The sequence below is a fragment of the Roseateles sp. AC306 genome (assembly GCF_979253795.1).
On record NZ_CEEDEB010000008.1, the window covers coordinates 191,676 to 217,235 of the forward strand.

General features: G+C 65.5%; 25 protein-coding genes and 1 tRNA gene. 9 read left to right on the forward strand and 17 right to left on the reverse strand.

Features of this window, described 5'->3' with window-relative positions; all coding sequences use genetic code 11:
• The first annotated feature begins 161 nt into the window (after positions 1 to 161).
• The 3 genes from AC0IZJ_RS17220 to AC0IZJ_RS17230 are packed head-to-tail and all read left to right on the forward strand — an operon-like array spanning position 162 to position 2,339.
• Positions 162 to 983: an SOS response-associated peptidase gene (locus AC0IZJ_RS17220; RefSeq protein ID WP_471852159.1), complete on the forward strand. Its 822-nt coding sequence runs from the start codon at positions 162 to 164 to the stop codon at positions 981 to 983.
• An 11-nt stretch (positions 984 to 994) separates the two neighbouring features.
• Positions 995 to 1,273, forward strand: coding sequence for a hypothetical protein (locus AC0IZJ_RS17225; RefSeq protein ID WP_471852162.1), 279 nt, complete (start codon positions 995 to 997; stop codon positions 1,271 to 1,273).
• 58 nt (positions 1,274 to 1,331) lie between these two features.
• Positions 1,332 to 2,339 (forward strand): hypothetical protein, encoded by a 1,008-nt coding sequence (locus AC0IZJ_RS17230; RefSeq protein WP_471852164.1) that lies wholly within the window; start codon positions 1,332 to 1,334, stop codon positions 2,337 to 2,339.
• A gap of 35 nt (positions 2,340 to 2,374) precedes the next feature.
• Here AC0IZJ_RS17230 and AC0IZJ_RS17235 read toward each other — a convergent pair whose 3' ends face one another.
• Complete coding sequence (locus tag AC0IZJ_RS17235) at positions 2,375 to 2,617, reverse strand: hypothetical protein (protein ID WP_471852271.1); 243 nt, start codon at positions 2,615 to 2,617, stop codon at positions 2,375 to 2,377.
• Here AC0IZJ_RS17235 and AC0IZJ_RS17240 point away from each other — a divergent pair.
• Positions 2,507 to 2,869: a thermonuclease family protein gene (locus AC0IZJ_RS17240; protein WP_471852267.1), complete on the forward strand. Its 363-nt coding sequence runs from the start codon at positions 2,507 to 2,509 to the stop codon at positions 2,867 to 2,869. The genes AC0IZJ_RS17235 and AC0IZJ_RS17240 overlap by 111 nt on opposite strands.
• Before the next feature lie 381 nt (positions 2,870 to 3,250).
• Here the strand turns inward: AC0IZJ_RS17240 and AC0IZJ_RS17245 are convergent, their stop codons facing one another.
• The 13 genes from AC0IZJ_RS17245 to rsmB all read right to left on the reverse strand — a co-directional run bounded on the left by AC0IZJ_RS17245 (position 3,251) and on the right by rsmB (position 19,007).
• Entirely contained in the window at positions 3,251 to 3,907 is a 657-nt protein-coding gene (locus tag AC0IZJ_RS17245; protein WP_471852167.1) for a GGDEF domain-containing protein, read from the reverse strand.
• A 276-nt stretch (positions 3,908 to 4,183) separates the two neighbouring features.
• Positions 4,184 to 4,951, reverse strand: coding sequence for an exodeoxyribonuclease III (xth, locus tag AC0IZJ_RS17250; protein WP_471852170.1), 768 nt, complete (start codon positions 4,949 to 4,951; stop codon positions 4,184 to 4,186).
• 381 nt (positions 4,952 to 5,332) lie between these two features.
• The gene (locus AC0IZJ_RS17255) at positions 5,333 to 6,376 is read right to left on the reverse strand and encodes a GGDEF domain-containing protein (protein ID WP_471852269.1); all 1,044 of its coding nucleotides are present in this window, start codon (positions 6,374 to 6,376) and stop codon (positions 5,333 to 5,335) included.
• Positions 6,377 to 6,403: 27 nt separating this feature from the next.
• Complete coding sequence (locus tag AC0IZJ_RS17260) at positions 6,404 to 7,630, reverse strand: GGDEF domain-containing protein (RefSeq protein ID WP_471852173.1); 1,227 nt, start codon at positions 7,628 to 7,630, stop codon at positions 6,404 to 6,406.
• 300 nt (positions 7,631 to 7,930) lie between these two features.
• Positions 7,931 to 10,693: a DNA ligase D gene (gene ligD / locus AC0IZJ_RS17265; RefSeq protein WP_471852176.1), complete on the reverse strand. Its 2,763-nt coding sequence runs from the start codon at positions 10,691 to 10,693 to the stop codon at positions 7,931 to 7,933.
• Positions 10,694 to 10,697: 4 nt separating this feature from the next.
• The gene (locus AC0IZJ_RS17270; protein WP_471852179.1) at positions 10,698 to 10,883 is read right to left on the reverse strand and encodes a DUF3606 domain-containing protein; all 186 of its coding nucleotides are present in this window, start codon (positions 10,881 to 10,883) and stop codon (positions 10,698 to 10,700) included.
• 259 nt (positions 10,884 to 11,142) lie between these two features.
• Complete coding sequence (locus AC0IZJ_RS17275) at positions 11,143 to 11,403, reverse strand: hypothetical protein (protein ID WP_471852182.1); 261 nt, start codon at positions 11,401 to 11,403, stop codon at positions 11,143 to 11,145.
• Between the two features lie 757 nt (positions 11,404 to 12,160).
• Positions 12,161 to 13,567, reverse strand: coding sequence for a tyrosine-type recombinase/integrase (locus tag AC0IZJ_RS17280; RefSeq protein ID WP_471852185.1), 1,407 nt, complete (start codon positions 13,565 to 13,567; stop codon positions 12,161 to 12,163).
• A gap of 395 nt (positions 13,568 to 13,962) precedes the next feature.
• Positions 13,963 to 14,038, reverse strand: a tRNA-Phe gene (locus AC0IZJ_RS17285).
• Between the two features lie 76 nt (positions 14,039 to 14,114).
• Positions 14,115 to 14,840, reverse strand: a complete 726-nt coding sequence (locus AC0IZJ_RS17290; RefSeq protein WP_471852188.1) for a response regulator — start codon at positions 14,838 to 14,840, stop codon at positions 14,115 to 14,117.
• A gap of 6 nt (positions 14,841 to 14,846) precedes the next feature.
• Entirely contained in the window at positions 14,847 to 17,132 is a 2,286-nt protein-coding gene (locus AC0IZJ_RS17295) for a sensor histidine kinase (RefSeq protein WP_471852191.1), read from the reverse strand.
• A complete protein-coding gene (locus AC0IZJ_RS17300; protein ID WP_471852195.1) occupies positions 17,129 to 17,689 on the reverse strand; it encodes a DUF4390 domain-containing protein in 561 nt (186 codons plus the stop codon). The genes AC0IZJ_RS17295 and AC0IZJ_RS17300 overlap by 4 nt, the downstream gene beginning before the upstream one ends.
• A 1-nt stretch (position 17,690) precedes the next feature.
• Positions 17,691 to 19,007, reverse strand: coding sequence for a 16S rRNA (cytosine(967)-C(5))-methyltransferase RsmB (rsmB, locus tag AC0IZJ_RS17305; protein ID WP_471852198.1), 1,317 nt, complete (start codon positions 19,005 to 19,007; stop codon positions 17,691 to 17,693).
• Positions 19,008 to 19,050: 43 nt separating this feature from the next.
• On the opposite strand from rsmB, the gene folE reads away from it, so the two are divergent.
• Entirely contained in the window at positions 19,051 to 19,743 is a 693-nt protein-coding gene (folE, locus tag AC0IZJ_RS17310; protein WP_471852200.1) for a GTP cyclohydrolase I, read from the forward strand.
• Positions 19,744 to 19,754: 11 nt separating this feature from the next.
• Entirely contained in the window at positions 19,755 to 20,177 is a 423-nt protein-coding gene (locus AC0IZJ_RS17315) for a BLUF domain-containing protein (RefSeq protein WP_471852202.1), read from the forward strand.
• Between the two features lie 12 nt (positions 20,178 to 20,189).
• Here the strand turns inward: AC0IZJ_RS17315 and AC0IZJ_RS17320 are convergent, their stop codons facing one another.
• Both AC0IZJ_RS17320 and queC read right to left on the reverse strand, forming a co-directional pair.
• On the reverse strand, positions 20,190 to 20,735 hold the full coding sequence (locus AC0IZJ_RS17320; protein ID WP_471852206.1) for a LemA family protein: 546 nt from the start codon (positions 20,733 to 20,735) through the stop codon (positions 20,190 to 20,192).
• Complete coding sequence (queC, locus tag AC0IZJ_RS17325) at positions 20,732 to 21,436, reverse strand: 7-cyano-7-deazaguanine synthase QueC (RefSeq protein ID WP_471852210.1); 705 nt, start codon at positions 21,434 to 21,436, stop codon at positions 20,732 to 20,734. The genes AC0IZJ_RS17320 and queC overlap by 4 nt, the downstream gene beginning before the upstream one ends.
• 146 nt (positions 21,437 to 21,582) lie before the next feature.
• Between queC and AC0IZJ_RS17330 the strand changes: the two genes are divergently transcribed.
• The 3 genes from AC0IZJ_RS17330 (at position 21,583) to AC0IZJ_RS17340 (ending at position 23,938) form a co-directional block, all read left to right on the forward strand.
• Positions 21,583 to 21,846: a DUF378 domain-containing protein gene (locus AC0IZJ_RS17330; RefSeq protein WP_471852214.1), complete on the forward strand. Its 264-nt coding sequence runs from the start codon at positions 21,583 to 21,585 to the stop codon at positions 21,844 to 21,846.
• 104 nt (positions 21,847 to 21,950) lie between these two features.
• Positions 21,951 to 23,549 (forward strand): DUF4139 domain-containing protein, encoded by a 1,599-nt coding sequence (locus tag AC0IZJ_RS17335; RefSeq protein WP_471852216.1) that lies wholly within the window; start codon positions 21,951 to 21,953, stop codon positions 23,547 to 23,549.
• A gap of 56 nt (positions 23,550 to 23,605) precedes the next feature.
• Entirely contained in the window at positions 23,606 to 23,938 is a 333-nt protein-coding gene (locus AC0IZJ_RS17340) for a YciI family protein (protein ID WP_471852218.1), read from the forward strand.
• 24 nt (positions 23,939 to 23,962) lie between these two features.
• Here the strand turns inward: AC0IZJ_RS17340 and AC0IZJ_RS17345 are convergent, their stop codons facing one another.
• Positions 23,963 to 25,357: a pectinesterase family protein gene (locus tag AC0IZJ_RS17345; RefSeq protein WP_471852220.1), complete on the reverse strand. Its 1,395-nt coding sequence runs from the start codon at positions 25,355 to 25,357 to the stop codon at positions 23,963 to 23,965.
• Positions 25,358 to 25,560: the final 203 nt, after the last annotated feature.

Consider the following 25,560-nt stretch of genomic DNA (forward strand, 5'->3'; position numbering starts at 1 on the left):
GAACAGCGGTGTTTTGGGCGGGTGGGGTGAGCTGCACGGTCGGCTTGATGTACTGATGTTTTATACAGTACCATCCAGCCCATGGGTCTGTCGAGCCGTTCGGTCGCGGGGAGTGAAAACCGCCCGGTGGCACGGCTTTTGGCCCGAGGAAGGACGTAGCCGTGTGTTCAAACTATGAAGCTGTCACCAACAACGCCAAGCTGCTGGGCGCGTTCGGTGTGACCCTGCCGGCAGGTGCCGAGGCCTCCCCCCACCCCAGCGCTGGCGCGCTGGCGCCGTTCATCGTGCGCTCGACGGTTCGCAAGCCCAATTCCCTGGGCGACGCCAAGCTTGGCGTGCTTGGCTTGCTTCCATCCTTCGCAACGTCTGTTGAGTTCTCGGAACACACGTACAACTGCCGCACCGAGACCATGCGGCAGAAGCCTGCATTCAAGGACAGCTGGTGGGCGGGGCGCCGCTGCGTGATTCCCGTCCAGCGCATCGCCGAGTGGTGCTACGAGACGGAGGACGGTCACCCGGAGCTTTGGGGTGTGAGCCTGGCGGACGCTGAGCCGATGGGGCTAGCCGGCATCTGGAACGAGTGGTCCAGCCCACAAGGTGAGAAGGTACTGTCGTTCTCGATGCTCACCATCAACGCCGACGGCCACGCCGTGTTTGGCCACCTCAACCATCCCGACCACGAAAAGCGGATGCCGGTCATCCTGCCGATGTCGGCGCAAGAGACCTGGCTCTACGGGTCCACCAAGACGGCCGAGCAGCTGCTCGTGCGGTTTCCCGCTGAAAAACTGCACGCCGCAGCGGTGGACCCGGTGGCACGGCCGCTGCGCGAGCCGCCGCAGTGGGTCAACGAGCCGGACATGTTCCAAGAGGAATGGCGCGCCACCGCGGCCGAGCTACCGCGCAAGCGAACCGCAAAGCCGACCGCTTTGCCCCCTCCTCCGCCGGAGCTGCCGGGGCCCCTCAACGGCGACCTGTTTGGATGAAGGAGAGCGCGATGTTCCTGAACCTCAACGACCCTCACAGCATCGTCACTTGGTGGCGGGTCTGGCCCGAGCGGCACAGCGCTTTTTTGAACCACAAGCTGACGTCGAGCCCGCAGTTCGCCTCTGCAATCCGCGAAGCGCAGCGCTTGATAGCGCAGGACCCAGACCTGAATGCCCAATGGGCGCAGTCGGTTCGCGAGCGGCGCGCACGTGAAGCCCTCGCAGCAGAGAATGTCGTCAACGTGCCAGCGCACGAACTTCGTTGGCGAGAGCTAGCAACTGCTGCCTGATGAGACTCATCCTGGACGATGTTGACTTCGGGTCGTCCAACAGGGCCGAGCTAACGCAATGACTCAACTGAACTTGCATCCGTACGCCCTTTGGTTCGACTGCAGCCCGTTCGATGCCGAGCAAGAGGAACTCGCTCGTCGGGTGGCGCGAACGGTGCTCGATAGGCATTTCGGGGCCTGGAACGTCATCGCAGCGCACGACGCGGCGCTGGCCACGGGAAAGCGGTATGTCTGCGAAGCTGGTCAAACGCCTGAAGCAGTCAATCGGTGGCTTGCGGCAATTAGTGAGGCGTATCGCGCAGCGTGGACTGCCGCCGGTCTGCCCGCCATGTCGGCGGAGCTGTTGCGTGACAACCCTCAGCTCGACGAATCGTGCGTGATGGTCGGGCGCGAGGTGCCGCTGCACGCCAGGGGAGCAGGTGGGCTGACGTTCAGACTGTTTGAGGTTTGGGTGGAGTGGAGCGTGTTCGAGCCGTTCGACGACCCATCCGCCGCCGAGTTAGCTCGTGAAGCGCTTTGGAGCAGGTTTGGCAGTCAGGAAGCCGTCCTTGAAGCGCGCCATGCCTGCGAATTAGCTGGCGGCGTCCACGCCCCTGGACCGCAACCCCGCGCCGTCGAAACGTGGCAGCGGGCGATTCGAGAGGTGTTGGCGGACGTCATTGAAGACGCCGTCGGATACGACGAGCAGGCCGCGCAGCGCGTCAGGGAGCACTTCAATCTTGAGCGCTGCCGCATCGAAGTCGGAAGGCTGCTGCCCCCGGAGTTCGGGGGACCACCCGAGGACGCATCTGTCCCGAACGAACAGTGGCGCTCGCGATGGCTCATCGACCTGACACGAAAACCAGAGGCGCGACATGCTTGTGGCCTGGCGTTCGAGGTCGACGAGTCCGTGCCGGAGCTGCAGGTTCGTCGTGTCCCAGACGTCGAGGTCGATGAGCGGCTGGAAGGCGCATGGCATGTCCGGCGCCCCTTGGATGTTCACGCGCGCCTGGGTGCTCAAGCGCTGCAGCTAATCCTGGAACGCCGGATTCGGCCCACGACAGAAGCTGCATCTCACCATCCGTGAGCCATCTTTCGGTGATTCCGGCATACCGAGCTCGCTCAGCCGTCGCGGCCTTGCTCGCTGTACTGCTGGCGTGTCCAGTGATGGCCGATACGCTTTTTGGCGAGGTCGTTGGCATCGCTGACGGCGACACGGTAACGGTCTTGGATGCAGAAAGGCATCAGCACCACGTGCGCTTGGCAGGCATCGACGCTCCAGAGAGACGCCAGGCGTTTGGCACAAAGGCACGCGAAGCGCTTGCGGGCTGGGTGTTCCGAAAACACGTCCAGGTCGAGTACCAAAAGCGGGACCGCTGGGGTCGCATCGTCGGCAAGGTTCGAGTCGATGGAGGCGACGTGTCCCTTGAGTTACTGAAATCAGGATTCGCTTGGCACTACGTCGCCTATGCAAGGGAGCAGTCGCCGGAGGACCGGGTTAAGTACAGCACGGCCGAGGCCGAAGCGAGGGCCGGACGCCAAGGTCTCTGGCATGACACCGGTCCTATTGCACCTTGGGACTTTCGGGCCAGCAAGCGGGCACCGAGACGCCGCTAACCTTGCGGCTATGCGCGACTCGTCGACACCTTCCACCAGCTACCCGACGACGCCGGATGGTCGGTACTTGGTAGTGCGTGGGCGGCTCTGGCGCAGGACGAATCCAAACCTTGCCGAGAGCGAGCGCGTCGAACTGACGGCAAAGCTGATGGGGGCGCGTCGAGCGCTCAGGGGTAACAGCTCCGCCGAGCGGCGCGCTGAAGCACGCGCTGCTGTCGACGAGGCAAAGATTGCTCTAGGAGAACGCGGTCCCGTATGGTGGTCCGACGGTGCACCGGACTACAACCGGCACCTTGCGAGGAACACGCCTTACGCCGCGTGGTTCCAGTCTCTTGAAGGTTAAGCGGCCGCGCGGCGAAGTTGCACGACCCGCCCGAAAGTTCAGTCTCCGTCGACTGACCGAACCTCAACGCGATTGCGGCCACCCACCTTTGCATCGTTTTGTGCCGTATCTGCGGCTGCAAACAGCTTCTCGAACGAGCTGTCTCCCTCGGTCAAAGCCACGCCGATAGACGCTGTGAGGAAGGAGCGGTTGGACCCTAAGGCCAAGGAGTTGGACGTTAGCTGCCTCGGAACCTGCTCCCGCATCAGGAGGAAATTCTTGTCCTGCTCGATGCGCCGCCTGATTTCTTCAGCCAAATCCACAGCTGCCGCGGGACGCTCGATGTAGATGACGAACTCTTCACCCCCGAAACGGCCGATGAGCATGCCGCCGACAACGTCCCGCACGATGCCGACGAAGCGCTGTAGGCATCCATCCCCATGAGCGTGGCCCCAGGTGTGGTTGACCCAGCCAAAGTCGTCTATGTCGATGAAGAGCAAGGCGCCGCCCTGCCTCCGCGCCAACGCACCGCGAACACGCTTGATGAATTCGTCTCGCCAGTAGGCACCGGTCAGAAAGTCGCGCGGGAAGAGCCAGTTGCGGAGATGAAGCAGCCCTTGGCTGAGCCACCGTGCACGTCGAGTTGGCCGGCCCCTCTCAAGGCGCCGTTGTAAACGCCATAAGTACGAGTACAGCCGAGGGGTGCCACTTGCCATGCGACCCAGTCTACTGGCCGCTCTGGCCGGCACGCGGTTTGCCGCAGCTGCTTTTCAAACAGCTACGAGGAGCCGTCGTGGACGCCAAGAAGATTCAGCCGCATCCGGGCCGTCGTCCGGTCTATCCCGTCGATTCGGAAGGACAGGACGTTCCGCAAGCTCAGCAACCAGTCAGACCGCAAATTCCACCGTCAGGGAGCAAGGACGACCCCGCTTCCGATGAGAACACGGAGCCAGCGAACCATCCCAACGACGAGTAAACATGCGCGCCGATGTCTAGAGGAGGTTGACCCAGACGGGTGTGTGGTCGCTCGGCTTCTCGCGGCCGCGGTATTCAACGTCAACCTCAGCCGCAGCTAAGCGACCAATCAGGTCGGGGCTCAAGAGTAAAAAATCCATCCGAAAGCCAGCGTTCCGGGCAAAAGCCTCGCCGTTGACCCAAAAGCTGTAGATGCGCTCGCTCGGATGCAGGTGGCGCGTAGCGTCTATCCAGCCTTGGCTGAGCAGCCGCTGATAGGCATCGCGTGTCTCCTGCTGCATCACCGCGTCGAACTGCCACGCCCATGCGTTGTAGATGTCTGCGTTCGTCGGGACAACGTTCAGGTCGCCCGCGAGGATTGTTGGCCTCCGTCCCGCGACGAGCGTCTCGGTGTAGGCGATGAACTGCTCGAACCACCGCAACTTGTAGTCAAAGTTGGGGCTCGGGACTGGGTTGCCGTTCGGCAAGTAGACGGAGGCGATGCGTAGGCCGAAAACATCTACCTCAAGATACCGCGCTTGGAGGTCCGTGGCGTCGCCTGGCAGACCACGGCGCACTTCGACCGGCGTCTCTCCACGCGCGAGAACGGCTACCCCGTGATGCCGGGGCTGTCCGTGCCACACCGCCTGGTAGCCGGCCGCTTCGATAGCTTCGATGGGGAATGTCGCGTCGCCGGTCTTGATTTCCTGCAAGCAGGCGACGTCCGGCGTTGTCTCCTCGAGCCACTCGATTAGCCGAGGAAGACGGCCCTTGACGCCGTTCACGTTGTACGTTGCGACCTTCATGCCAGAGCAACCTAAGGACAGGCGACGCACAACGGCAAGCGTCGTGCCCTCGCCGGGCGATGGTCCTCATGCGGTTCAACTTGAAAAAGAACGGACAAGGTTCGAAGATTCCGAGAACCTGGAGCGAGCAATGTCGGATTTGTACGTTTCCCCGCACGTCACCTTGTTTCCATCAACACGTCGTTCGGGTACGTGGTTCGTGGGCGTGGTATCGGCCCTTCAAGGCCCTCGTGCACTACGGGTCGAGCACGAGTGCCTGCCCCTCCGTGACACTGAGCTCGAGGCGCATTTGGACGCTTGCGACGACGCCGAGAAGCTGCTTGGAATGTGGGGTGACCGCGTGAAAATCTAGGCGGTGGGGCGCACCTTCATGGCCCGCAATCAACGCCCAAGCTGGCCTTTGCGCTGTCGCTTGACCGCAAACATGCGCTCGTCGGCCTCTCGGATTGCTCCGTCGAGCGAGCTGCCTTGGGCCACAAACACCACGCCAGCGCTTGCGCCAAGTCGCGCATTGACTCCATCGAGTCTCCATGCCCTGATTGCGGCTACTGCCTTACTTGCAACGTGCTCCACGTCGGCGGGAGAGGTCGGCATTCCGACAACGATGGCGAACTCGTCACCACCCATTCTTGCCACGAAATCCGCGTTCCGCACAGTTACCGTGAGGAGAGCGGCCACTTGTCGAAGCGTCTCGTCACCGACGTCGTGCCCATAGTTGTCATTGACTGCTTTGAAGCCGTCCAAGTCTAGGTACACCAGTCCAACCGCCGCCTTACTCTTTCCCTCATGGTCGGACAGCTGTGACCATGTATCGTCAAATCCTCTGCGGTTGAGCACGCCAGTCAATCCATCAAGGCGCACAGCGCTTTCAAGGTGAGAGGCACGGGCCTCGGACTGACGCCTCTGAACCTCGATGGTCTGCACGAGCCTGACCACATACATCGGCGCGATGAATGCCGTTGCCGCCATGCCCAATGAAACCTCCAGGGGAAAGCGCCACAGCGGCCCATAGTTTGTGGCGAGGAACATGCACACACCGCCCAGCAGGGCCGCTATCACTCCACGGTGACCGCCAAACCGAAGACCGTGTCCAACGCTTGTGGTGACCGGCACCCAGGCGACGAACGCCATACTCTTGCCACCGAGCGCAAGGCACGTGGCGAAAATGAAGTGGTCCAACAGAACGGCCGTCCACTGGCGCTGGTTGGCCGCGCCAATCTGTTTGGAGACTACCCAAGCCCAGACATACGCGTATGTCAGGTAGCAGACGACCGAAAAAATCTCCCTGGGACCAATCGACTGCGGCCAGACGACCCAGCCAGCAGCGGTGAACGCAAGAACAACCAGCGCCATTCGCAGCCGAAAGGTTGCCTGCCCGTCCTCGGACTCAATTCGTCTGTCGTGTATTGGCGGTAGCAGAAACATGAACAAATACTGAAAAGCTTTGGGGCTTCACGCAACTACTGAAGCGGCACGTACCGCCCGATTGCGGCCTTCTCGCTTTGCTCGCAGGAGCGCTTGGTCTGCCCGCTCGATGGCCTCGCTGAACGGCTCAAACCCCTCCTCACGGTGGCCTGCAACAGCAAAGCCTACAGACACCGTGTACTTCAGCGACAGCCCATTGGGCAGCCGAACCGGCTGTTGGGCAGCTTCCTCGACGGCCCGGTTCGCCAGCGAAGCGACTTGGGTTTCGGTGCAGTTCCGCAAGAGGATGCAGAACTCTTCCCCGCCGTACCGTCCGACGGCATCGCTTATCCGAACGGAGCTCCCCAAGAGACGTCCAGCGTGCGCCAGCACAAGGTCACCTACGCCATGCCCGTAGGTGTCGTTGATACTTTTGAACTTGTCGATGTCCACCATTAGCACCCCATACTGGACACGACCTGCCGACTTCTCCATCTGTTCGACCTGTTCGAAGAACGCCTTCCGAGTGCGGACGCCAGTGAGGCTATCCCGACTCGTTGCCTCTAACAGGTCCTGCCGTTGCAACTCGTAAAGCAGCGAATTGAAGCCGACCGAGGCCGCGACGATAAAGACAGCTCCTGCCAGTAGCGCGCTGAGCTGCATTGGCGAGCTGGCATTCGGCGAAACGCTCCCGACGTCGCCGAAAACCGCAACCATTGCACGTGCTGCAAAGGCTGCGGACGTCGCTGCTGTAGCAACGGCTGCACCACCCACGATGGCGCTCCGACCGACCCAGGCTTGGCGGGAAAGCAGCACTGCGCTCATACCAAGTAGACCAGCAGTTCCGGATGAAATCGTGACGACTGCGCCGCGGATAGGCATGTCAAAGCAGTAAGTCGCGAGCACGCCAGACATGCCAAAGGCCGTCGCGGCAGCAAACGTCTTGCGACGCTCAGCCTTCTGGAGCAACTGCGCGAACGCCACATAGCCATAGCCCGCACAGCCAATGGCTAGCAGGTTCGCTACGACAAAGGTCAAGAACCACGGTGCGTGACCGCGGAGAAAATAAAGCAAGAAGCCGGCGCCAGCAGCGGCCATGGCCAGACACCAGGTGAGCGCGGCGTTTCGCCTTGCTGGCATCGCATTCGCGGCACTGAAGGCAAAGCTCGCCATCACAAAGCCGGACATCGAGATGGCAAAGAGCAGCGTGCCCGGATGCAGACTAAGAGCTGTGCCTCCATCTGCCACGAGGTTCACAAGCTCGCTGCTAGACATCGCAATGGCTCTCACATCGGTTGCCGGACCCGCCGGCGAGCCACTTCTTCATTCTTCCCCCTGTGCGACCTCTTCGTTGGAGACCGAGTAGCCATTTATCCATTGCCGGTACAACGCCAAGCCTCTCGACCAAGCTTAGTGCCAGCGATTTGGTCGCCTCCCTGCAACCGGTGCGTATTCTCAGTTGACCGCGAGCTAGCCCTCCGCCATCCAGGACATGGCCGGCCGGTGCTGCAACGCGTGCTCTTGCAGTCCGGTATTTCTGCACGTCCAGAGCAGGGAACGACGGCTTACTGAAGGTTACTTTCCGAGCTGCTTCATCGCCTGAGTCAACGTCTGCCTGCTCTTCCAGTAGCCGGCCCACGGGTCGACGCTCAGTGACGCCATGTAATTCGGTGCGGTAGCGATGGTCCAGTGGGCGCCGCTGTTCAGCTCTGGAAGCTGCTCCCAGGCAACCGGCATCGACACGCCCATGCCGGGCCTCGCACGCGCGGAGAACGCCGCGGCGGTGGTCTGGCCGTGCCCGTTGCGAAGGTAATCCACAAAAATTTTGCCGACGCGGTTGGAGCCGCCGGACTTGGCGACAAAGCGCTGGGGAATGACCTTGGCCATGTGCTGCACGACCGCTTGCGAAAAGTCTTTGACCGCGTCGTAGTCCAGCTTCGGTGCAAGCGGCACGACAACGTGCAGGCCCTTGCCGCCGCTGGTCTTGAGCCAGGCATTCAGCCCAAGCTGCTCCAGCAGTCCCCGGGTAAGCATCGCAGCCTCTTGAACGTGGCCCCATGTGACGCCCTCCCCTGGGTCCAAATCAAAGATGACGCGGTCCGGTTGGTCGATGCGCTTTGACGTGGAGTTCCACGTGTGCAGCTCGATGCAGTTGAACTGCGCGGCGTGGACCAGGGCCTCGGCGGTGTTGACCGCCAACAGCGCGTCATGACCTGGCCAGAGCGACGGGTCGAGCTCCGTCATGCCAGGCATGCGCGCTTCGCTGTGCTTTTGGAAGAACAGCTCACCGCCGATGCCGGACGGCCCCCGCACGAGTGACACAGGGCGGTCCTTTAGGTGGGGGAGCATCCAAGGGGCGATGGCTTGGTAATACTCAACGAGCTGCAGCTTCGTAGCGCCCGTGCTTGGGTCGATGACTCGCTGCGGATTGCTGACTTTGACGCTGACCGCCGGTGGGACTGCGGCCTTCCTGGAAGGGGCTCCAGCGGCCGCGGCATCCTCCCGCACGATGCTCTTTGCAGCCTTGTCCGTGCGCACACCCCGGAAGGTGGCATGCCGAACGTGTCCATCAGGCGTCCATTCTCCGAACGCAACCTCCACAACCAACGTGGGTTTAACCCAGCGCTCGGCGCCGGACCGCCGTTTGGACCATCTTCCCGGCGTCACCATGGCGGCATCCACCGGCGGCTCCTTGGTCTCCAGCTTCAGCAGCTTTGCCTGGAGCTCGCCCCCCTGGGCAGATGACCAGCCGGTACCTACGGAACCTCCGTACCGGAGCTTCCCGTTCTCGTAATAGCCGAGGAGCATCGCGCCGACGTCCCGCGGCGCGTTGGCACGGTCAGTGAAGCCCACGACAACGAACTCTTGCCTTCGTTGGCATTTCAGTTTCAGCCAACTTTCCGAGCGACGGCCGACATATGGTGCGTCCGCCTTCTTGAGCATCACGCCCTCCAGGCCCAGCCGGCAAGCGGCTTCGAGCACGTCACGGGGTGCGGCTTGAAGCTCCTCGCTGAAACGAACACGGTCTGAGGGCTTCTCTTCCAGAAGTTTCTGCAGGACCTGTCTCCTCGCGCGCAGAGGCACAGCGCGTAGGTCGTGCTCCCCCAGGAACGGCACATCGAACAGGTACAGCACGATGCCGGCGCTGCGAGAGTTGTCTATGGCGTTCTGCAGGCGGTTGAAGTCCGGCACGCCGTGCTCGTTGAGCACAACCATCTCGCCATCGAGCCAGGCTCGCTGGACGCCAAGTTGTTCTACCTCCGCAGCGAGAGACTTCAGCTTGCTGGTCCAGTCGTTCCCGTTGCGCGTGATGAGGCGCGCCTTGCCTCCGTCGATGCGTACGAGAACTCTGTAGCCATCGAACTTGTTCTCGACCACCCAATCGTCGCCTGCTGGCGAGCCGGCAGTCAGCGTTGCGAGTTGGGGGTCGAGCTTCAGCGGGAATGCGGCTTTGACTGCCTTGGACAGGTTAGGGCCATCGTTGACGGGTTCAGCAGCCGCGGCAGGCTTGGCGGCGATAACGCGCTTGGCCGCTGGCGCCGCGCTCTTCACTTGCCGCTTGCCTGAAGCCAGCTTTAGCTCGGCCCAGACAGGGGCATGGTCACTCGCGTTCTCTTTGCCCCGTTCCTCTTTATCTACGCCGGCGTTCAGCACCTCTATTTTTCTGCTGACGAGGACGTGGTCAATACGCAGGCCTGCGTCACGTTCCCACCGCTTCCTCCGGTAGTCCCAGAAGGTGAACGGCACCTGCCGTTCAGCGTAGACCTGGCCGATGGCATCGGTCCAGCCTTGCGCGAGGACCTTGGAATACGCCTCGCGCGTCTCGGGCTGCAGCAACGCGTCATCGCGCCACGTGTCTGGCCTGTAGATGTCGGCGTCAGTCGGGACGACGTTCCAATCGCCGAGGAGCACAACTGGGTTGCCCGTCGCCCACAACTCGGCAGCGCGCTTGCGCATCCGCTCGAACCATGCGAGCTTGAACGCAAACTTCGGCCCGGGCTGCGGGTTGCCGTTGACCAAGTAGAGGCAGCCGTAGAGCACGCCGCCTATAGCGGCTTCCACGTACCGTGCTTCCTTGTCGGACGGGTCACCCGGTAGCGCGCGGATGACAGGCACGATTTCCTGGTCGCGTGCGAGCAGCGCGACGCCATTCCAGCTACGCTGACCGACCACAAGCGAGTTGTAGCCCGCCTCCTTTAAGGCCTCAGCAGGAAACGCGTCGGTGGTCGCCTTGAGTTCCTGCAGCGCGACCACGTCGGGCCGCGTGCGGTCGAGCCAGCTGAGGAGCAAGTCGATGCGCTTAACGACGTTGTTTATGTTCCACGTCGCAACGCGCACAGAGTCACCCCTTACGGCCCTTCAAATGCGCTTCGACGGCCTTGGCGTCGTTGCCGACAGCCTTGACTGCAGCAATTAGCTCATCGACGGTGACACCGAATTTCTTGGACCAATCGCGGACCTCGTACTCCTCACCGAGGCTGATGCGGCCGCGGTCCTGACCACCGGACTTGGATTTGTCATCAGACATCATGGTCTCCGTTGTTGGAATGGAGCCATGGTTTGCAAGCAGCGCCAACGCGGATAGCGGAAAAGACCCCTTCCCGCTGCCAGCGGTTGCCTACAAACCCCGCTGTCGCCTGAAAACTTGCAGGCCGTATCTGCTGAAAGCATCGCATGGCTCGATGAAGCGGAACGAGCAGTTCCGGCCTTAACCGGAGCGCTACTCGACTGGCGAAGCTTTTAGCCGCGACATTGCCCCGATGAAGGTGGCGCTACAAAATGACCGCTTAAAAGGAGCCGGCAAGTTGGTCTGCGGGGTCATTGAGGAACTTAAGAAACTCCTCTTCCTCTTCCCTCGAAATAAGCGTGTGTCCGTGTTCCGCTGCGGCAGGGACGGTCTCGACAGTTCCAAGTGCGGCCATCCGCTCCGCAGTTGCTTCAGAGCCAGCGCTGAGCTGGTCTGTGAGGTACCTGGCCACTTCCGCATTGCTGCTACCCGGAACGTCCACAGGAATCTGCACAACCAAAACCCCGGAGTCTTCGAGCACTTCGTAATCCTCCAGAGACAGACGCTGGTATGGGCGCACTGCCGCGATTCGGATAGCTTTGCGCTGCGACGTGTACCGTGCCTTGAGCACCGAGAAAATGCTAGGCCCCGCCCACATTCGCACAACTTCAGATGCACGCACACGAACCTGGGGAGTGCGCTCCGCCTGTTGAGGTCGCCGCGTTTTTTCTGGCTGCATGAAGGCAGTCTCGCTGAATGGCGTGCCGCTTGCAACGCGTGGTGCACGTGTCGCCCGACTTTCGGACCAAGCTGCGCCGCTTCTCGCGAGTTCTCACAGGTTTTGAGAATGGTTGCGCGCAATCCGACGAAGTCCTCCGGGTACCACGCCAGCCCATCTGAAAGCATCACATCTACAGCGTCCTGCCCGTCCTTCGCTTTTAGCCGGCAGACGTGACGCTGAAAACGGTCGACCTTGTAGCAGTCCACAACGCTTCCGCCAGAAGCAAGTTTCCGAAGTCGTGCACGTGCTTGGCGCCGCGCCTGAACAGTCTCCGGTGCGACGATGCTCGCAACCCTGACGACAAACGCGGCAGCAGCCTGCCCTAGTGAACAGGTGAACGTGTCGCCGTCGTGATGGGTCAACGTCTCGGTGCAGCGGACCAGCCCAGACTGTGCGTCCGGCACTTGCGCGTATCGGCTTAGGCGGGGGGCGGCCGCGCTTGCACTGATGCGACGTCCGGGCCATTTGAGATGCTTGGACGTGACGGACCGCCTGGCGTCGCACGCCAGGCGCTCCTTCACGCCTTTCGACGCAACCCAAAATCCCACCGCACGACATTGGCCGGAAGAGACTCGTCCACAGGAGCATCGACGCTCGCCGCCGACGCTTGCTCCGTGGCAGTTCCTTCTGCCGCAGCCAGTTCCGCCGCGGCCTGCTCCGTGGCCGCCCGTTCTGCAGCAGCATGCTCCTTCGCAGTCTGGGTCTCCATGAACTTCACGACGTCACCGGCCTTCACGTTCACGTAGCGCTCGAGCATCGTCAGCGTCTTGTGCCCCGTCAAAGCTCGCACGAGGAAAACATTCCCCGACGCCAAGGCCATGCGAGTTGCGGCTGTGTGGCGCAGGTCCTGCAACCTCAGGTCGTCAACCTTTGCGCGCTCGCAGGCTCGCTTCCAGGCGGCCTTGAGGGCTTCGTAGCTCACGTGAACGATTTTGTTCTCAGGCCCACTCGGGTTGAGGACCTGGAGTTCCTTCAGCGCTTGCAACGCCGTGGAAGACAGCGGCACCTCACGTTTTCCGGCCTTGGCGTCAGTGAGCTTCAGCACTTTGCGCTCCCAGTCCACATCGCACCACCGCGCATGCTCCAGCGGCTCAGACGCGCGCATCGCCGTTTCTCGCAACAGCGTGAGCGTGGGGCCCACGAGACCGTTACGGCAGTCCTGAATCGCCTCATCAAGCCGCTGCTGCTCTTCCGCGGACATCACCCGTTCGCGCGCGTTGTCCACCTTGGGCATCTTCAAGCCGGCGGCGGGGTTCTCATTCGGCTCGTTCCAGCACCACTGCTCTTGTGCGTAGTAGAACAAGCTGCGCACGAACGCGCGCTCGTTCTGGATGGTTGCGGCGCCGAGCCCGTCATCACGCAACGCATGAATCAGGGCTTGCATGTGATGGCGCTGCACTTTGGCCATCGGCATGCAGGCGACGCGCGCCCGTTGCTCGTCGCTCTCAGTGGTGGCCTTGGACAGCTTTTCGCGATGCTCGCCGAGGCCTTGCGGAACATCGCGCTCAACCTTGGCCGGCACGAGTTCGACGAAGAACACAGGCCCGCTGCCCTCACCGTCCCTCACCGGCGCAACATCCACGACCTTGCCTTCGGCGACGGCCTTGGCCCACCCGGTCACCTTGAGAGTTGCCAGCCCTGACACCCGAAGGTACTTGTTTATGCGATTGGCTTCCTGAACGGCCCCCTTGAGGAACCGCAAACGCTCCATGGCGTAGTCCTGTGCAGCTTGCGCCACGGTCGTGTGGTGCGGGCCTGCGCCCTTAGGCTTTCCGCGCTTCTTCAGCGGGGTGACCCGGTCTTCCATCGCCTTCTTGGCAGCGGTGGCGGTCTTGTGACCCGACTCGAATAGCTCTTGGCCGTAGATGCGGCGACGCATCGACCAGGTATCCCCTTCTCTATACGGCTTGGCATCAGTCGCCATGGCGAGCCTCCGTACCGGTCGAACGGGGGGAGACCATCGGCGTCAGGGCGACGCCTTGGGACGGGGGAGAACTCAAAAACCTCATCTTGCAACTCCGAATAACTAGGAGTTGCGTCTAGGAATCGACCCCGCGTTTTGTTTAGCCTTCTGCCAACTGGTCCGCATCGGCGTGAACTACGTCACACCTGCAGCCCCGACACCGCCAAAACGGCGGCGGTAGCTGCCGCGCAGCAAGCCGAACTGGACCGCAATGCCGCGCAGCGAACGACGCCGGCGCGCAGTGAATTCCTGTTGGACTGCCAGACCATTGCCAGAAACAGGCGTTTTAAACGCAAAACGGCGACCCCACCGAGGCCGCCGTCGTTGCTAAGTACTTGTCGCACTTAGAGAATTTCTGGTGGCCTGGGGCGGAATCGAACCACCGACACGCGGATTTTCAATCCGCTGCTCTACCAACTGAGCTACCAGGCCTTGATCTGTTCACCGGCAGCCAGAAGAAGAACCTTGGCCGCTCAGCGAAGTCAGCGACTGTAGCACAAAGTGCGGCTCAGCCGCCAGCCCCGCGCTTGTTGCGGCTCAGGTCGACGCCCAGTTGCTTGAGCTTGCGGTAGAGGTGGGTGCGCTCCAGGCCGGTCTTCTCCGCCACGCGGGTCATGGAGCCGTTTTCCTTGGCGAGATGGAACTCGAAGTAGCTCTTCTCGAAGGCGTCGCGCGCCTCGCGCAGCGGGCGGTCAAGCTCGAAGGTCTGCTCGGAGGCCAGCGCGTGGCTGCCGCTGCCGCTGGGGAGGTGACCGGACAGGCTGACGCCCTGGCTGGGCGTGACCGGCATGCCCAGGTTGAGGCCAGAAGAGGGCTCGGGCCGGGAGTAGCTGGGCAGGCCGATGGCGGCCGGCGCCGGGCGGGCCGGAGCGGTCTTGACCAGGGCCTGCTCGACGGCGCGCAGCAGCTTCTGCAGCGTGATGGGCTTTTCGAGGAAGGCGATAGCGCCGAACTTGGTCGCCTCCACGGCCGTGTCGATGGTGCCGTGGCCGCTCATCATGATGACGGGCATCGTGAGCAGGCCGGCACCGCCCCATTCCTTCAGCAGCGTGACGCCGTCGACGTCGGGCATCCAGATGTCGAGGAGGACGAGATCGGGTCGCTTGCGCTCGCGCGCCGCCCTCGCCTGGGCGGCGTTCTCGGCAAGCTCGATGGTGTGCCCCTCGTCACTGAGGATCTCTGAGAGGAGGGCGCGAATGCCCAGCTCATCGTCGACAACAAGAATCGTGGCCATGAATCCTTAGGTCCTGGCGCTCGCGCCACCGGGCTCGGTGGCGGGCGCAAGATTTGAAAATGATAGCGAAACTTGCGCGCCGGTCACCGGCAGCTCCGTTCCTTCATCGGTCGGAGAGCCTGCATCCGCGGCGGCATGCAGGTTGCGCAAGGAGATGCGGGCGCCGTGTTCGTCGGCAATTTTCTTCACGACGGCCAGGCCCAGGCCGGTGCCTTTGCTCTTGGTGGTCACATAGGGTTCGAAGGCGCGCTTGAGCACCTTCTCGGCGAAACCAGGGCCGTTGTCGGTGATGTGCAGGCGCACGGAGCGCGGCGCGCCGGCGTCGGTCAGCGACAGCGACGAGCGCACGGTGACGCGGCCGTCGGGCCGGTCCTGCACGGCGTCCAGCGCGTTCTGCACGAGGTTGTGGATGACCTGGCGCAGCTGGCTGGCGTCGCCCTTGATGTGCAGCAGGCTGGGCGCAAGCTCGGTGAGCAGGCGGCCCTTCTCCTGCGCTTCGGCGTAGAGGCTGAGCACCTCATGGATGAGGCCGTTGAGCTCCAGGGGCTTCAGCTGCGCCGACGGCAGGCGGGCGTAGTCGCGGAACTCGTTGACGAGCTGCTTCAGGGCCTGCACCTGGTTGACGATGGTGGCCACCGAGCGCACGAGCATGGCCTGATCGCTGCCCTCCAGCTTGGCTTCGAGCTTGTGCTGCAGGCGCTCGGCGGAGAGCTGGATGGGCGTCAGCGGGTTCTTGATCTCGTGGGCCAGGCGGCGGGCAACTTCGCTCCAGGCCGCCGAGCGCTGGGCGGAGACAACCTCGGAGATGTCGTCGAAGACGACGAGGCGGGCGCCATAGGGCAGCGGCGCGCCGCGCACGAGCAAGGCGAGCGCATGCCGCTTCGGGTCGAGCTGGAGCTCGAAGGATTCCTGCCAGAGCTCGCGGTCCATGTCGGCCGCGCCGTCGTTGCTGAGGCTCTGCTCGAAGCGCTGCACCAGCGAGGCGGAGAAGTCGGCAAGACCTGGCACGTCGGCCAGCGGGCGGCCGATGTAGGCCGACAGTGGCAGGCGCAGGATGCGCGTGGCGCCGGGGTTGACGGTCTCGATGTGGCCGTCGGGGTCGAAGACAAGGACGCCGGCAGTGAGGTTGTCGAGGATGGTCTGCAGGTGGGTGCGGGCGGCGTCGAGCTCGGCCACGGTGCGCGACACCTGGGCGCGCGCGTCGGCGAGCTGGCCGGTCATGTCGGCAAAGGAGCGCGTCAGGCCGCCGAGTTCATCGCGCGAGGCAAGCACGGGGCGCACGGACAGGTCGCCCTGGGCCACCAGGCGCATGCCGTCGGCCAGCATCAGCAGCGGCCGCGCGAGCTGGTTGCCCAGCGTGACGGCCAGCAGCAGTGCGGCGAACACAGCCAGGATGAGCACGAGCGTGAGCGTGCCCAGGTACATGCGGCGCAGGCCGACGCGCTCCAGCGCGCGCTGCTGGTACTCGCCGTTGGCCGTCTGCACGGCCAGCGCGTTGGCGAGCGTGCTGGCCGGCACGCGCTGGATGACCATCAGGTAGCGCTCGTCCAGGCCCAGGCGCAGCGCGGTGTTGGGCAGCAGGGCGAGCGCGCGGATCTGGGCACCGCCCTGCAGGGCCGCGGCTTCGTCTTCCAGACCTTCGAGCTGGCTGACCACGCCGCCACCGCGCGCCTGGCGCAGCATGGTGCTGCTGGGGCGGTCAGGCGTGAGCTGACGGGTGTCACCACCCCCCTCCAGCAGGATCTGGCCGTTGCCGCCGACGAGCGCGACCGTGCGGGCCCCGAGCTTGTCGCGCACCCGCTCCAGCGCGAGCAGGTGCGGCGTGGTGGTGTCGGCCAACTGCTCAGCGGCGTCGCGGGTCTTGGCGCCGAGGTCGGCCACCATCGCATCCAGCGTGCCCCGGCCAAGGTTGAGGCCGGCCTCCAGCGCGCTGGCCAGGCGCACGTCGAACCAAGTCTCGATGCTGCGGTTCACGAACTGGTAGGAGACGGCGTAGATCATCAACCCCGGCACCACGCCGACGAGGGCAAAGATGCCGGCGAGCTTGAGCAGCAGCCGGCTGCCGAAGCGGCCGCGGCGCACGCGCACGAAGAGGCGCACGGCGGCAGTCAGGATGACGAGGGTCAGGACTGCGGCGACACCGACGTTGACCCAGTAGAGCCAGTGGTAGTGGCGCTCGAAGAAGCCGCGCTCGGAGGTGGTGCCGACGATCAGCACGAAGGCCAGCACCCCGGCCACGCCCGTGAGGGTCACCAGCGTGATGACCCAGCCCCAACGGGATGCCTTTGTCATTTCAGACTGAAGTCAGCCGCGAAGTTGCGCTTCTGCTCGATGCTCAGCGCAAACCCCGACTGCAGGCCGATCTGCATGGGGCGGGGCAGCTGGGTGACGTCGAGCTTGTAGCTGAACTCGAGGTAATAGCTGCCGCCGTCCTCGATGTCCTTGGGCTCGGCGATGCGCCAGTTGCTGATGCCACGGATGACGCTCAGGGCTTCGTCCAGCGTGGCAAAGCTCTGGTGCAGGCCGCCGTTGGAGATGCGGTACTGGCGCGTCAGCGACTGCCAGGCCAGGCGCCAGGTGCGCTCGACTTGGGAAATGCGCGCGTCGCGCCAGTACCAACGGTTGCGCAGCACCTGGGCCTCGGCCACGAAGTACAGCGGCACCCCCTTGTGCAGCGCGTCCTCGGCCAGGCGGCCGAGTTCAAAGCGGGTCATGAAGCTCAGCTCCAGCCCGTCGTCCGCGCGTCGCGTGGTCAGCTGGGCCAGCTCGACGCCGTCGGCCCGCGCCGCACCCGGTGACAGGGCGAGCAGCAAGGCGACGAAGGCAGCGATGGCGATGCGGGCGAACAAATCAGGGCTTGACCAACAGGGCGTAGAAAAAGCCGTCCAGGGGCGACGGGTGTTGCGAACCATTGTCAGTCAGGGGCAGCAGGTGACCCGTGAACCCGGGCACGGCAGGGGACTTCGCGTCGGGCTGGCGTTGCAAAAATGCGTCGAGCTGGGCCTGGCCCTCGGCGCGGAAGACCGAGCAGGTGGCATAGACGAGGCGCCCGCCCGGCGCCAGCAGCGGCCACAGCGCGTCCAGCAACTCGGCCTGGATGCGGGCCAGCGCGGCGATGTCGTCGGGCCGGCGCAGCCAGCGCACGTCGGGGTGGCGGCGGACGATGCCAGAGGCGCTGCAGGGGGCGTCCAGCAGGATGGCGTCGAACTGCTGGCCGTCCCACCACGTGGCCGGCTGGCGGGCGTCTGCGGCCTTCAGCGTGGCCGTCTGGCCGAGGCGGTTGAGGGTGTCCTGCACGCGGGTCAGGCGCTGCGCGTCGGCGTCCAGCGCGGTGAGCTTCAGGTCGGGCTGCAGTTCCAGCAGGTGCGCCGTCTTGCCGCCGGGCGCGGCGCAGGCGTCCAGCACGCGGGCGCTGGGTTTCAGGCCAGCGCCGATAAGCAAGGGCGCGGCGAGCTGAGCGGCGGCGTCCTGCACGGAGACCAGGCCTTCGGCGAAACCCGGCAGCGCGGTGACGGGCGCCGGCTTGTCGAGCACAAGCGCTTGGGGCGTCGGCGCGCCGAGGACCTGGGCGCCCATGCCAAGGCCGGCCAGGCGCTCGGCGTAGTCTGCCGCCGTGCTGCGCTGGGCGTGCACGCGCAGCGTCATCGGCGGCGGGCGGTTGTTGGCGGCGAGGATGGCCTGCCACTGCGCCGGCCAGTCGAGGCGCAGCTTCTCGACCCACCAAGCCGGGTGGTTAAAGGCGCCCAGCGGGCTGCGTTCGGCGGCGGCGACGAGGGCGTCGCGCTCGCGCAGGAAGCGGCGCAGCACGGCGTTGATGAAGGCCGCGCTGGCGGGCGCGCGCTGCTTGGCGGCCTTGACGGCCTGGTCGACCAGCGTGTGGTCGGTGTAAGCCGGCTCGGGGTCGGGCCACAGCAGGGCGAGGGCGGTCAGCAGCAATGCATCGACACGCGGCGGCGGCGCCTTGGGCGCGAGCTGCTGGCGGACGGCCTCGGCGCCGCCCAGGCGGCGCAGCGCGGTGAAGGCCAGGGCCTGGGTGCCGGGGCGCAGGTCGGCGGGCACGCGGCCCAGGAGCTCGGTGAGGGACTTGCCCTCGCGCACGCCCTGCACCGCGTCGGCGGCCTGGAGCAGCAGCCGGTGCAGCGGGGCAGATTGAGGGCTTTGGGACATCGCTTCAGTGTAGAAGTGCTCTTTGCCGAGACAATCCGCGCCTATGAACGCCCCTGCCCCCGACGCCCCCGTCTCTGAGCGCATCCGCTACCGCCTCGTGTCGGCCGGCTGCCGCCACCACGCCAACGACAACATCGCCGGCTTCATCGAGCCCGGTGAGCTGGACGCGCTGCAGGCCGAGGTGCAGGCCAAGATGCAGGAGGTGCTGAAAAGCCTCGTCATCGACACCGACAGCGACCACAACACGCAGGAAACGGCCAAGCGCGTGGCCAAGATGTTCCTGCGGGAGGTGTTCGCCGGCCGCTACGCCGCGGCGCCCAATGTCACCGAGTTCCCCAACGTCAGCCGCCTCAACGAGCTGATGATCGTCGGGCCCATCACCGTGCGCAGCGCCTGCTCACACCACCTGTGCCCCATCATGGGCAAGGTCTGGATCGGCCTGCTGCCCAACGAGCACTCGAACCTCATCGGCCTGTCCAAGTACGCGCGGCTGTGCGAGTGGATCATGAGCCGCCCGCAGATCCAGGAGGAAGCCGTGACGATGCTGGCCAACGAGCTGCAGGAGCGCGTGCAGCCTGACGGCCTGGCGCTGGTGATGGAGGCCGACCACTTCTGCATGCACTGGCGCGGCGTGAAGGACAGCCAGGCCAAGATGACGAACAGCGTCATGCGCGGCGCCTTCCTGAAGGACGCCAACCTGCGCCGCGAGTTCCTGTCCCTGATCTCCAAAGGCTGAGGCTGAACACCATGCTCGTCCGACTCATGTACGCCAGCCGCTCCACTGCGGCGCCCGCCGACGCCGACCTCGCCGCCATCCTGAAGGCCTCGCGCGAGCACAACCCGGCCGAAGGCATCACCGGCCTGCTGTGCTTTACCGACGGCGTGTTCGTGCAGGTGCTGGAGGGTGGGCGCAACGCCGTCAATGCCCGCTACAAGCGCATCGTCGAGGACCCACGCCACCGCGACGTGATCCTGCTCGGCTATGAAGAGATCACCGAGCGCGGCTTTGCCGGCTGGACCATGGGCCAGGTCAACCTGCACCGCCTCAACCCCGCGCTGCTGCTGAAGTATTCCGAGAGCGGGCGGCTGGACCCGTACACCATGAGCGGCCACGCCATGGCCGCGCTGTTCCGCGAGATGTGCGACTCGGGCGCCATCGCGGTCAGCTGAGGGGCTCGGCGCCTACAGCGAGCGCGCCTCGCTGAACCCATACAGGTTGGCCAGCACCCGCGTCGGGAACTGGTGCAGCGCCTCGTTGTACTGCCCCACGGCCTGGTTGAAGACCTGGCGGGCGAAGGCGCGCTGGCGTTCGATGAGCTTCAACTCGCTGACCAGCGCGTCAATCTCGGTCTCGCTGCGCAGTTCCGCCTGGTGGTCCAGCAGCGACATCAGCCGGGTCAACGCCGCCGCGTGCAGTGCGCCGGCGACGGCGAGGCTGCCGGCAGGGTCGGGGGCCCAGGGCTTGGCGCGCACCGCCTGCGTCGCTGCGTGTGACTCCGCCTGGGCGCTGGCCAGCGCGTCGAAGGTCGCCTGCTCGCTGGGCAGGCGCGGGGCGACGGTGGCCAGCAGCTTGTCGCAGACCTCGCCGCGCTCCTTCAGGTGAGCGTCGAGCTGGGCGAAGGCCTCGCCGATGGCATTGCGCAGGGACATCAGGCGGTTGTAGGCGCCTATGCCCCAGAAGAACAGCAGCGCCGCCGCAGCGACGCCTGCCCACTGCCAGGCGGTCATGCCTGTTCCCGATACTGAGCGAAGCCCCGTGCTCGCAGCGCACACGCGGGGCAGTGGCCGCAGCCACGGCCCCAGTCGTGCAGCTCGCCCCGTTCGCCCAGGTAGCAGGTGTGCGTGTCCTCGACGATGAGCTTCACCAGCGCCTCGCCGCCCAACTGCTCGGCCAGGCGCCAGGTCGCGGCCTTGTCGATGAACATCAGCGGCGTGTCCAGCGTCATGGGCGAATCCAGGCCCAGGCTGAGGGCGACCTGCAGCGCCTTCAGCGTGTTGTCGCGGCAGTCCGGGTAGCCGGAAAAATCCGTCTCGCACATGCCGCCCACCAGCACCGTCGCGCCACGGCGGTAGGCCAGCGTCGCGGCGAAGGTCAGGAAGAGCAGGTTGCGCCCCGGCACGAAGGTGTTGGGCAGGCCGTTGGCCTGCAGCTCGATGGCGCGCTCACTCGTCAGCGCGGTGTCGCTGATCTGACCGAGCAGGCTGAGGTCCAGCAGATGGTCGGCGCCGAGCCTGCCAGCCCAGTGCGGGAATTGGCGCGCGATCTCGGCACGCACGGTGTTGCGGCAGTCCAGCTCGATGCGGTGGCGCTGGCCGTAGTCGAAGGCCAAAGTCTCGACTTCGGCGAAGCGGTCCAGCGCCCAGGCCAGGCAGGTGGTGGAGTCCTGGCCGCCGGAGAAGAGGACGAGGGCTTTGCGGGAGTCAGTCATGGGGCGGCATGCTAAGACAACGGGCTGGAAAGCTTTGCAGCAAGCGGCCGACAGCGGGCAAACCCGGCGCCCAGAGCTACCACGGCGGAACGGCGATTGCTCGGCGAATGTGCCCTTCAACCCTCCGATTCCACAAGGAGTTCGCCATGCCTCTTTCCGACACCACCCCGCGGACCCACGCGCCCATGCGCGATGCACCCGCCACCGGCCGCGCGACCGCGCTGGACTGGGTTGCCCTGATCTTGATGATCGTCGGCGGCCTGAACTGGGGGCTTGTGGGCCTGTTCCAGTTCGACCTGGTGGCCGCCGTGTTCGGCAACATGACGGCGGCGGCGCGCGCCGTCTACACGCTGGTCGGTCTTGCTGCGGTCTACGGTCTGGTCATCGCCGCCAGGTGGGCCAGCCGCTGAGCTGAACCGACCCAGGCACGCGCCGGCAGGCCAAGCGCAGGCCCTGGCGTGGAGGATGCAAACTTCGGCACCTCCGCCCACCGGGCCATCCGGCCCTGCCTGCCATGAAGCGTGTGCACCTCGTTCTTCTCGCCGCCGTTTCGCCCTCGCTGCTGTTCGCCCAGCAACAGCAGGCGCCCGCTGCCAGCCGCATCGACGAAGTGCTGGTCTACCCCGGCGGCGCCCAGGTCACGCGGCTGGCCACGGTGGCGGCCGGCGCGCGCGAGCTGGTGCTGAGCTGCCTGTCGGCCCGCTTCGACCCGGACTCGCTGCAGATCGACGCGCCTGCCGGCGTCAATCTCGGGCCGGTGCAACTGGAGACGCTGCCGCGCGAGCGCGTGCCGGAGTGCGCCACCAGCCCGCTGGACGAGCAGGTGCGCAAGCTGGAAGTTCAGCGCGACGCGCTGGCCGCCGAAGCCAGCGCCCTGGAGACCAGCCTGGGTTACCTGAAGGCGCTGGGCTCGGGCGAAGCACGCTCGACGCCGGCCCCCGGCATCGCCGCGACGGCCGACAGCATCCGCAAGGCGGCGCACGAGGCGGTGCTGAGACAGCTCCAGCTCCAGCGGCAACTGACCGACCTCGAGAAGCAGATTGCGCCCTTGAAAGGCGAGCGCGACCGCGTGGCCGCCGCCAACCCGCAGTGGCGCAGCTTGCGCTTGCGGCTGTCCACGGCGCGCGAGGCCGAGCTGAAGCTGAACTACCGGGTGACGCAGGCGGGCTGGGCGCCTAGCTACCGCGCGTTGCTGGACACCACGAGCGGCGCACTCAGCCTGGAGCGCCTGGCCCAGGTGTCGCAGCAGAGCGGCGAGGACTGGAAGAATGTGACGCTGCGGCTGTCCACGGCGCAGGCAACACAGAAGGTCGGACAGAACCCGCCCTGGCCGTGGCCGCTGGGCATCCGCCCGCCCGTAACCGGCGGCGTTGCGATGGAAGCACGCGCCTTGTACGCCGCTCCGCCAGCGCCCGCACCCGCCGTGATGTCCGCGCCGCGGGCGCCTGGCGAGCCCGAGCCGGAACGCTTCGACCTCAGCGTCTTCCAGGGCGCCTTCGCCACCGAATTCGTGCTGCCGCTGCGCGTCAACATCGACAGCGGCACGCAGCGCGCCAGCCTGTCCCTGGGCACGGAGAAGCTGCAGGCCAGGGTGCTGGCCCGCGTGCAGCCGCAGAGTGAAGCGGCGGCCTACCTCGTCGCCGACACGCCCAAGCCCGGCGGCGCCTGGCCGCGCGGCGCCTTGCAACTGGTGCGCGACGGCGCGCTGGTGGGCAGCAGCACCCTCAACGTCGCCAGCGGCGAGGAGCGGCTGGAGCTGCCCTTCGGCCGCGACGACGCGGTGCGCGTGCAGACTGAACCCGAGCAGCGCAACGCCGCCAACACCGGCTTCATCGGCACACGCGCGGAGCACCGCTACGGGCGCGCCTGGGTCGTCGAGAACCGCCACACGGCGGCCATCACGCTGCAGCTCATCGAGGCCGCGCCGGTGTCGCAGCATGAGGACATCAAGGTGCAGAGCCAGTTCAGCCCGGCACCGGCGACACAGGCCTGGCGCAAGCAGCCCGGGCTGGTGCTGTGGGAGCTGCCGCTCGCGGCAGGGCAGAGCCAGCGGTTCACGGCGGAGTACGTGATCAGCGCGCCGAAGGAGGCGCAGGTGACGGGGTTGCGCTGAGGCTCCGGAACACCGTTTGCCATGGGCGATTACTTCGGAACGACTGAGGTGTCGTCATGGCGAAATTCATCACCGTCGGGTATGGCGATGAGCGGGGCTACAACCGGACCGATCACGCTGTGCGCGACGCGGCCCATGCGCACGATGCACGGCTGAAGGATGCCGGCGCCCTGATCGGCCGGGCCGGCAAGCCCGTGCAGGTGCGCAACCCTGAAGGCGCGGGCGTGCAGACTGCGGACGGGCCCTATCTGCGCAGTGACCTGCCGATTGCAGGCTTTGCCGTCATCGATGCAAAAGACCTGCAGGAGGCCATTGCGCTGGTGTCCAAGTCACCCTGCGCGGTGGCGCATGGCGTGGTCGAGGTGTGGCCGATTGAAGAGATGTCCTGATCCGCGCGGCATTGGCGCGCGCCGTCAGGCGGTAACAAGCAACCTCGGTTCGGCGAACACCAGTTCCGCCGCCGCCTCGCTGCCGATGATGGCGCCGCGCTCGAAGACCAGGCCCAGCGGCGCGACGGCACCCGCGCCGGCCGGCACCTGGAACTCCAGCGTGTTGGAGCCGCTGCCGCCGACGTAGCGCGCGCGGCGGCCGGCGCCCAGCGCCAGTTCCGGCGCACCCTTCACGGTGACGAGGCGGTCGAACGCGACGGCGACGCGATCACCTCGCACGCCGACGGCGACGGCGCGCGGCCCCTGGCGGCTCTCGGGGTCCCAGGTGCCGCCGAAGGTCCAGCGGGCGGTGATGTCCTCGGCTCGTGGTGCACTGGCCGCCTGGGTCAGGTTGTCGGCCAGCCAGCCGAAGTCGCCGCTGCGGCGGTGGTTGCCGTGGAAGTAGCTGCGCACGCCCACGCTCGTCTCGCGGGCGATCTTCTCGTTGGCGGCGATGTCCTTCTCGCTCGGCACGCCGCCGTCGAGCGGGTAGCGCACGAGGTAGGGCGGCTTGTCGCGCATCCGCTCGGTGAACGTGCAGCCGATGAAAAAGAACTGCGCGTCGCGGTGGGCGCGGGCGAGGAAGAAGTCGGGCGGCCCGTCCACGCGCGTGCGGTGGATGACGAACTTCTTGTCAGCGTTGTTGTTGCCGCCGTCATGCCAGAAGGCCGCCTCCGCCTTGGGGTAGACCTGCTCGATGTCGCAGTCCGTCATGTAGCACCAGCCGCGCGGGCAGACGAAGTCCACCGAGCCGATGACGCGCAGGCTGCGGTGGTAGTAACGCCCGCCGTCCTCGGTCAGTGGCGTGGCGCCGGGCCCGCTGGACAGACCGGCTTCCGCAGCCGTCTTGCCCTGGCGCCACAGCGACAACGTGTCGGCGCCGCGGCTCAGGATGTCGGCGTTCTGGATGACGGTGCGGTCCGCCCGCCCCAGCACTGCGAAGGCATGCGGGCCGGCGGCCTCGACGGTGTTGTGAATGGTGAGGTTCTCGGCGACGAAGTCATGCGCCGTCGAAGAGATGTTGAGCACCGCCGTACCGATGTCGTCCCTGGGCGCGCTGGCCGGCCGGTTCAACGCGATGCGCGTGCCATGACGGCTCTCGCCCCGCAACGTCACGTAGGCGGCGTCGACGCGGACATGCTCTTCGTAGACGCCGTCGCGGACCAGCACGATGCGGCGCTCGCGGTTGTCCTTGGGGATGGATTGCAGGGCGGCGTGGACAGAGGTGAAGTGGCCGGAGCCGTCTTTGGCGACGATGAGGTCAGGTTGGACCTGGTAGCGCCCTGCGGCCAAACCGTGCGCCGTAGCCCCAGCCAACAGGCCGCCAATCGCGACGCGGCGATTGACCCGGGCAGATGAAATTTGTGCGGTGCCATTCATGGTCGGCGCATGCTACTTCGCGAGCCGACGGGTGCGTATTTGGCTGTTCCATCACCCCCTTTGGAGGAGCCGAGAAGCGCAGAACGGCTAGGCGTGCGCGCAGCGCACTTCGACATCTGACTCCGCACGGTTGTCTGAGCGCAGCGTAGCGAAGCGAGTTCCGGGCGGGCCTCGCCGTTCGAGCATCGCAGGGGACCCGCAGC

Bases quoted from the DNA above. Each gene is read 5' to 3' on its own strand.
- AC0IZJ_RS17225 (WP_471852162.1), top strand. From the start codon at position 995: ATGTTCCTGAACCTCAACGACCCTCACAGCATCGTCACTTGGTGGCGG.
- AC0IZJ_RS17230 (WP_471852164.1), top strand. From the start codon at position 1,332: ATGACTCAACTGAACTTGCATCCGTACGCCCTTTGGTTCGACTGCAGC.
- AC0IZJ_RS17245 (WP_471852167.1), bottom strand. From the start codon at position 3,907: ATGGCAAGTGGCACCCCTCGGCTGTACTCGTACTTATGGCGTTTACAA.
- xth (WP_471852170.1), bottom strand. From the start codon at position 4,951: ATGAAGGTCGCAACGTACAACGTGAACGGCGTCAAGGGCCGTCTTCCT.
- AC0IZJ_RS17255 (WP_471852269.1), bottom strand. From the start codon at position 6,376: ATGTTTCTGCTACCGCCAATACACGACAGACGAATTGAGTCCGAGGAC.
- AC0IZJ_RS17260 (WP_471852173.1), bottom strand. From the start codon at position 7,630: ATGTCTAGCAGCGAGCTTGTGAACCTCGTGGCAGATGGAGGCACAGCT.
- AC0IZJ_RS17270 (WP_471852179.1), bottom strand. From the start codon at position 10,883: ATGTCTGATGACAAATCCAAGTCCGGTGGTCAGGACCGCGGCCGCATC.
- AC0IZJ_RS17280 (WP_471852185.1), bottom strand. From the start codon at position 13,567: ATGGCGACTGATGCCAAGCCGTATAGAGAAGGGGATACCTGGTCGATG.
- AC0IZJ_RS17290 (WP_471852188.1), bottom strand. From the start codon at position 14,840: ATGGCCACGATTCTTGTTGTCGACGATGAGCTGGGCATTCGCGCCCTC.
- AC0IZJ_RS17295 (WP_471852191.1), bottom strand. From the start codon at position 17,132: ATGACAAAGGCATCCCGTTGGGGCTGGGTCATCACGCTGGTGACCCTC.
- rsmB (WP_471852198.1), bottom strand. From the start codon at position 19,007: ATGTCCCAAAGCCCTCAATCTGCCCCGCTGCACCGGCTGCTGCTCCAG.
- folE (WP_471852200.1), top strand. From the start codon at position 19,051: ATGAACGCCCCTGCCCCCGACGCCCCCGTCTCTGAGCGCATCCGCTAC.
- AC0IZJ_RS17315 (WP_471852202.1), top strand. From the start codon at position 19,755: ATGCTCGTCCGACTCATGTACGCCAGCCGCTCCACTGCGGCGCCCGCC.
- AC0IZJ_RS17320 (WP_471852206.1), bottom strand. From the start codon at position 20,735: ATGACCGCCTGGCAGTGGGCAGGCGTCGCTGCGGCGGCGCTGCTGTTC.
- queC (WP_471852210.1), bottom strand. From the start codon at position 21,436: ATGACTGACTCCCGCAAAGCCCTCGTCCTCTTCTCCGGCGGCCAGGAC.
- AC0IZJ_RS17330 (WP_471852214.1), top strand. From the start codon at position 21,583: ATGCCTCTTTCCGACACCACCCCGCGGACCCACGCGCCCATGCGCGAT.
- AC0IZJ_RS17335 (WP_471852216.1), top strand. From the start codon at position 21,951: ATGAAGCGTGTGCACCTCGTTCTTCTCGCCGCCGTTTCGCCCTCGCTG.
- AC0IZJ_RS17340 (WP_471852218.1), top strand. From the start codon at position 23,606: ATGGCGAAATTCATCACCGTCGGGTATGGCGATGAGCGGGGCTACAAC.
- AC0IZJ_RS17345 (WP_471852220.1), bottom strand. From the start codon at position 25,357: ATGAATGGCACCGCACAAATTTCATCTGCCCGGGTCAATCGCCGCGTC.